This window comes from Desulfovibrio sp. SGI.102 (assembly GCF_050314315.1).
Lineage (GTDB): Bacteria > Desulfobacterota > Desulfovibrionia > Desulfovibrionales > Desulfovibrionaceae > Desulfovibrio.
The window spans coordinates 21,669-27,902 of the sequence record NZ_JBNPNC010000038.1 but is presented as its reverse complement, the minus strand read 5'-3'; the positions used below and the strand labels follow the sequence as shown (position 1 = coordinate 27,902).

Annotated in this window: 8 protein-coding genes; 3 read left to right on the top strand and 5 right to left on the bottom strand. The window is 62.3% G+C overall.

Annotation, left to right across the window (positions count from 1 at the left end):
* Positions 1–545 (top strand): hypothetical protein (locus tag ACQRCJ_RS08970; protein ID WP_427799660.1); only part of this gene is annotated, 545 nt, incomplete at its 5' end.
* 172 nt (positions 546–717) lie between these two features.
* On the opposite strand, the gene ACQRCJ_RS08965 is transcribed toward ACQRCJ_RS08970, so the two are convergent.
* From ACQRCJ_RS08965 to ACQRCJ_RS08945, 5 genes are read right to left on the bottom strand one after another with little or no spacing between them, the layout of a single operon-like run.
* On the bottom strand, positions 718–1,080 hold the full coding sequence (locus ACQRCJ_RS08965) for a hypothetical protein (RefSeq protein WP_204626222.1): 363 nt from the start codon (positions 1,078–1,080) through the stop codon (positions 718–720).
* A 15-nt stretch (positions 1,081–1,095) separates the two neighbouring features.
* On the bottom strand, positions 1,096–1,476 hold the full coding sequence (locus ACQRCJ_RS08960; RefSeq protein WP_205906129.1) for a NifB/NifX family molybdenum-iron cluster-binding protein: 381 nt from the start codon (positions 1,474–1,476) through the stop codon (positions 1,096–1,098).
* A 35-nt stretch (positions 1,477–1,511) separates the two neighbouring features.
* Positions 1,512–2,381, bottom strand: a complete 870-nt coding sequence (locus ACQRCJ_RS08955) for an ATP-binding protein (RefSeq protein WP_427799659.1) — start codon at positions 2,379–2,381, stop codon at positions 1,512–1,514.
* The gene (locus tag ACQRCJ_RS08950) at positions 2,374–3,261 is read right to left on the bottom strand and encodes a 4Fe-4S dicluster domain-containing protein (protein ID WP_168936490.1); all 888 of its coding nucleotides are present in this window, start codon (positions 3,259–3,261) and stop codon (positions 2,374–2,376) included. Before ACQRCJ_RS08950 ends, ACQRCJ_RS08955 begins: the two co-directional genes overlap by 8 nt.
* Before the next feature lie 9 nt (positions 3,262–3,270).
* A complete protein-coding gene (locus ACQRCJ_RS08945) occupies positions 3,271–3,951 on the bottom strand; it encodes a DUF134 domain-containing protein (RefSeq protein ID WP_168936489.1) in 681 nt (226 codons plus the stop codon).
* Between the two features lie 216 nt (positions 3,952–4,167).
* On the opposite strand from ACQRCJ_RS08945, the gene ACQRCJ_RS08940 reads away from it, so the two are divergent.
* Together ACQRCJ_RS08940 and ACQRCJ_RS08935 are read left to right on the top strand one after the other, a co-directional pair.
* Positions 4,168–5,502, top strand: coding sequence for an MATE family efflux transporter (locus ACQRCJ_RS08940; RefSeq protein WP_427799658.1), 1,335 nt, complete (start codon positions 4,168–4,170; stop codon positions 5,500–5,502).
* 60 nt (positions 5,503–5,562) lie between these two features.
* Positions 5,563–6,102 (top strand): lysozyme inhibitor LprI family protein, encoded by a 540-nt coding sequence (locus ACQRCJ_RS08935; RefSeq protein ID WP_168936487.1) that lies wholly within the window; start codon positions 5,563–5,565, stop codon positions 6,100–6,102.
* The last annotated feature ends 132 nt before the right edge of the window (positions 6,103–6,234 follow it).

The following is a 6,234-nucleotide window of genomic DNA, read 5'->3' as shown; positions in this document are numbered from 1 at the left end:
AATTCACTCGGCGCGAAGCAGTTGTTTACGCCGCTTCGTTTTCGCTGTCAACAAGTTTTTTTCATTTTCGCGAAAGTTTTTTTCGCGGCCCCGTCGGGGCAACTCGTTGGCGCGAGGGAGACTTATGTCTCATTTTCAAACCCGCGTCAAGAACTTTTTTGCCATCCGGGAAAATTTCTTTTCCCGCCGCCCTTTCGGACGTGGCCGGCTCGTTGGCGCGAACGGCTTTATGCGCCTTTTCGACCCCATCGTCAAGCATTTTTCCGCAAAAAAATTTGCGGATTTGCGTCTTGCTGACTGATTATTCAATCAACATGCTGAAAAGACACAAAAAAATGTTTGGATTTTTCTTTGCCATTTTCCATTTTCTTCTCCCCTTTCTGCCCGGCAAGAGCCACACATTCCCTGCTAGAGAAAGCATCCTTTTCTCTCCAAGAAGCGATGCGCCTCTTTCGCCCTGCTTCGGATTTTCTCTGTCACGGCACCAAAGGACACACGAAAAGGAGAAAAATACACCGGACACAGCGCCCCGGATGCGACATTGAAAGCACGGCCTGCTGTCCCTTTCCTCAGGAAAGAAGAAAGGCAAAAGCAGATAGTCCTCCTCTACTTGCGCTATCCACAGCAAGAACCGGCGGTCCCCGCAAAAAATGCAAAGGGGATCCTTCCCGGGCGGCAGCCCGACAAAGGATCCCCTGCTATCAGCTCAACAGGTCTCTATCCTGCGAGGCCTTCCAGAGCCGTCATCATCTTTTCCACGTCCCGGACCGTAAAGTCCACGGGCAGGGACATCAGCATGCCGAGCCCTTCCATCTTGTCGTGGAATTCCGCCGCCGTCATGGGGCTGACAGCAGCCGTATGGATCATGGCATTGACCATGAGGATGTCGATGACAGCCTTGCGCAGCTCCTCAGGCTCCAGCCCCAGGTCGAGCACGGCCAGAGCGGGGGCCTGCTGGCGCACCAGCTCCATGCCCTGTTCCAGGGAACCCGCCTGCCGGACAGCCGCACCGCGCCCTTCCATGACCGGAAGGACCGGGGCCCACTGTTCGGGGCGCGAGGTAACGATCAGGATATCCATAGCGGACCCCACGGCCTAGTGATGGCCGCCGCCACCGCAGGTGAAGTCCATGGTGAAGGGAGGCAGCTTGCCTTCCAGGAAGGCCTGCACGGCAGCGCCCACGGTGGGGTACTGACCGGCGAAGAAGACGTTGACGCCCACCTGCTGGAAGCCCATCAGCGGACGCATGCCCATGCCGCCGGCCAGCAGGGCTTTCACGCCGTGGCTGGCCAGGTGCTGCACGGGAGCCATGCAGCCGCCCTGCTGGTGAGGCACGTTTTCCAGCGTGCCCACGGCCTTGATGGCGTTGTCTTCGATTTCCACGATGGTGTAGATGTCGCAATGGCCGAAGTGCATGCCCATCTGGGCATCGAGACCGCCAGGCATGCAGGAAGGCACGGCAAGAAGAAAGCTCATGATAAACGCTCCATTTCTGGTCGAAGGTGCGCGGCCTAGCGGCCGGTGCGCATATCCTGAAGGGCCGACCACATGTCCTTCAGGCTGTTGCCAAGAGGATTGTCGAATTCTGTCAGGGCGCGACGCTGCACCATGGCCCGGGTCACCACCGGATCGAAGGGCAGGCGCCCCAGCAGGGTATGGCCGTGTTCGGCGCATTCCGCGGCGATGGCATCGGCCTCGTTCCCATTGAGATCAGCCTTGTTGATGATGATGGCCAGCGGGATGCGGAAATGCCGGCACAAATCGGCCACGCGGCTGAAATCGTGGCGACCTGACGGCGTGGGCTCCACGACGCCCACGGCCAGACTGGCCCCCGACAGGGAACTGATGACGGGACAGCCCACGCCCGGCGAACCGTCGCACAGGATGGTCTCCAGCCCCAGCGCTCTGGCACGCTCCCTGGCCTGGGCCTTGAGCAGGCTCACCAGACGTCCGGAGTTCTCCTGCCCGGGAAAGAGCTGGGCATGGACCATCAGCCCGAAGCGGCTGTCGCTCACGTACCAGTCACCACAGTGATTGTCGGGAAAATCGATGGCCTGCTGCGGACAGAGCTTCACGCAGACGCCGCAGCCTTCGCAATGGTCATCGATAAGGAAGCCCCCGTCATGAGGACGTACCGCTTCGAAACGGCACAGATCGGCACACTGGCCGCAACGGATGCAGTCATCCTGACGGATCCGGGCGCTGTGTCCCGAGATGAACGGCGTGCGTTCCTTGACCTCCGGCTGCAGCAGGATGTGCAGGTCGGGCGCATCCACGTCCAGGTCACAGATGACCTTGCTTTCGGCCAGATGGGCAAAGGAGGCGCAAACCGTGGTTTTGCCCGTCCCGCCCTTGCCGCTGATGACGACGATCTCACGCATGGCACACCTCCCCGCCCAGACGGCGCAGGGCATCGCGCAAGTGTTCGAAACGCTGTTTCCATTCCGGGGACAGCGCGGCCAGCAGACGGCCATTGGCATATTGCTCGGCGGCGGCCCGTTCAAAAGGCAGCTCCGCCAGCAGGGGCAGACCGTGTTTGCGACAGTAGTCACGCACCGCGGCGTCACCATCGGCATTACCCTCGGCCCCGGCCCGGTTGATGACCACGGCCATGGCCTTGTTCAGGGGCAGGAAGGCCTGATGCGCCAATCTGAAATCATGGAAACCGAAGGGCGTGGGGTCGGCCACCAGCAGGATCAGATCCACATCACGGGTGACCGTGACCGCCGGACAGCTGACCCCGGGAGGCGCATCGAGAATGGCATCGGCCGGGATCTCAGCCAGCATGGCGTCCAGACGGGCCCGCAGCTGGCGCAGCAGGGGCGGCGTCATGGATTCGCCGATACGGGTACGCCCCATGAGGAAGCGGACAGTACCGTCCAGCACCGCGCCGTGTTCCAGTTCGCCCAGCTCCCGGCCCACGGGCTTGAGGGCCTTGTCCGCACAGACGGCGAAACAGCCGCCGCAGCCGTGGCACATGTCGGGAAAGATGCTGATATTGCCGGCAAAGGAGGCGATGGCCTTGAAGCTGCAGATCTCGCGGCATTTGCCGCACTTGCTGCACGCGGCCAGATCGAGGGAAGGAACTTCCAGCCAGGCCTTGCTGCTCCCCTCCACCTGCGGCGGCAGGAAGAGGTGGAGGTTGGGCGCTTCCACGTCCGTGTCCACGGCCACCAGGGGGCTGTCCCAGACGCTGGCCAGGGAGGCCGCCACGCTGGTCTTGCCTGCCCCGCCCTTGCCGCTGGCAATGGCGATACGCATACGGGTCCTCTACTTGTTGGGCGCGTCAGCAAAGGGGAATTCGCCCTTCTGGAAACGTTCCACCGCTTCCCGGACGGTACCGCTCACATCCTGGCAGACCTTGATGCCCGCAGCTTTCAGGGCGTCGAAAGCCTTGGGGCCCACATAGCCGCTCAGCACCACCTGCACGCCTGCGTTGGCCACACGTTCGGCGGTCTCGATGCCGGCGCCCATGCTCATGGTCTGGGAAGCGCCGTTGTCGATATAGCTCACGCTCATGTCCGGCAGATCCACCACCACGAAACCGCCCGCGCGACCGAAACGGGGATCGACGAGATCGTCAAGGGTGGGGCCTTCACTGGAAATGGCAATCTTCTGCATGGTATTCTCCTTTGCGTCCGCAGTCCGCTGATCCGGTTCGGCCAGGGCATAATGACCGCCCTCGATGCGCAGGGCCCGGCCCGTGACCAGGGCCAGCGCCACCGTGCGCCGGGCAGCAGCCAGAGTACGGCCGAACGTATGACGGGACACACGCATGCGGCAGGCGGCCTCGGAACCGGTCAGGCCTTCCAGATCCGCCAGACGCAGGGCTTCGAGTTCTTCCACGCCCAGGCAGACTTCCTCCAGGGCCGTCATGGGGATGCCCCGCGGCTTGAAGTAGGTGACACTGGGAGTGGTGGCCACATAGCGGCACTGTCTGGGACGCGGCATGATTTCTCCAATATCTGGCAAAACGGGCACGCATCCGGAAAGGATGGCAGGCTTGCGGACGTTTTGCACAATTGAGCATAATCCTTGCGGCGGCCATGTCAAGCCCCTTTCCCGGATCCCGCCGCTTTTTCCTGCTTCCGCGCAGCGCGTTGACGCTTTTCTTGGCCGCATGGTACAAGTCCCGGACCTGCCCTGTGCAGCCATCCCGAGGTTCCCATGTCCCAAAATCGTGCCAGCATGCTGGACCGCCCCGTGGCCCAGACCTTTTTCCGCTATGGCCTGCCCTGGTCCGCGGCCTTCCTCCTGCTTTCGTCCGCCGGTCTGGTGGATACCATTTTCATCGGTCGCTATGTCGGGGCCCAGGCTCTGGCAGCCGTCAATATCGTCAGCCCTGTCTTCAGCATTTTTTTCGGCATGGGCGTCATGCTTTCCGTGGGCGGCACGGTCCGCAGTGCCCACCACGTGGGGCGCGGCGATCTGCGGGCCGCTTCGGCGGTCTTTGGCCGCACCATGCTGCTCATCCTGCTGGCCGGTCTGGTACTGGCCCTGCTCTCGCTGCTGTTCCGGCCGCTGCTGCTGGCCTTGCTGGGGGCGGACGGTGATGTGATGCGGCCCGCGTACCAGTATCTGACCACCATCCTGCTTTTCAGCCCTGTGCTGCCCGCCTCCTACGCCCTTTCGCAGTTCGCCCGGGTGGACCAGCATCCCACCCTGGCCTCTCTGGGGCTCATCCTGAGCGCTGCCGTCAATATCTTCCTGGACTACCTGTTCATCGCCCGCTTCGGCTGGGGCGTGCAGGGGGCGGCCCTGGCCACGGGCCTGGGCTTCAGCTGCACCCTGCTCCTGTTCCTGGTCCACTTCCTTTCCCGCCGAGCCCTGCTGCGTCTGCCCCTGAAGGGCTGCGGCTGGCGGGAGATACTGCGGGCCAGCCTCAACGGCAGTGCGGAGAGCATCAACGAGATCTCCGTGGGCAGCATCATCCTGCTCATCAATCATCTGATGATGGCCCGCTTCGGCTCCTCCGGCGTGGCCGCCTTCACCGTGGTCAGCTACGGTTCGTGGTTCGGCCTGACCCTGGCTTACGGCCTCAGCGACACCCTGTCGCCCCTGGTCAGTGCCAACCATGCTGCCGGGTTGCGCCAGCGGACGCACAGATTCCTGCACGTCGCCCTGCTGAGCCTGCTGGCACTGGGCGTGATCATGTTCCTTGTCTTCAGCCTCTACCCGCAGGAGCTTGCCCGCCTTTTCCTGCCCGACAACGCTGCTGTGGGCAGCCTGGCCTGTGACTTCATCGCCGACTTCCGCTGGAGCTTTTTCTTCAGCGGCCTGAACATGGGCATCGCCTGTTACCTGACCGGGCTCAACCGCTCCCTGCAGGCTGTGGGCATGGCGCTGAGCCGCAGTCTGGTCTTTCCCGCCCTGTTCCTGAGCCTGTTCGCCCTCTGGCTGGAAGACGAGCATATCTTCTGGGCCATCCCCCTAGCCGAGGCCCTGACCCTGCTGCTGGGCATCGGCCTGCTGGTCCACGGTCGACGGCGTACCGGCTGGTAGACCTGCTGACAGGAACCACCGCATACCGTATGCTGGCAGTACATGACACAAGGAGATCCTATGTCCACGAAACGCTTTTTGCCCGCTCTGCTGGCCGCCCTGCTGCTGGCCGCTCCCGCCATGGCAGCCGAACACGCTCCGGGGTTCGAAGCCTGCATCAAAAAAAATCCCAAGAGCTCGGATCAGAAACAGTGCCTGGATATGGAGCGTGATTACTGGCAGAAAAAGCTGGATACCCGTTATAAGGCCATGCAGGGCATCTGCAAAAAATTCTCCGGCCCCGAAGCGGAAAAACGCAGTGCCGCCTGCCTGGAAGCCCTGGAAGGGAGCCAGCACAGCTGGCTGGCGTACAAGGCCAGCATGCGTCCTGTGGCCGAGAACTATCCCAACAGCCAAAGCGCTATGGAGAACCTGGCCTGGTTCGAGATCGACCAGCTGCGCAAGCGCATCCACGATCTGGAGACCCTCGACCCCTCGCTGGCAGAAAAGCCGGCCCGCCGCTCCAATACCATGGATGACATCGAGAAGGGCCTGTCGGATTTCGGCAACAGCATGGAATCCCTGTTCAATTCCGGCATGAAGAAAATGGGCCTGGAGTAGGTCCCTTTGGGGCTTTTGCCAAAAACAGGAACGGAGCAGCATCCCTGTCCCGTTCCTGCCCCTTCGAAGGCCTCCTGCCCGCTCCCGGGCCGCAAGAGGACGGCCTTTCCGTCATGTCCCCTTCGGGGTATC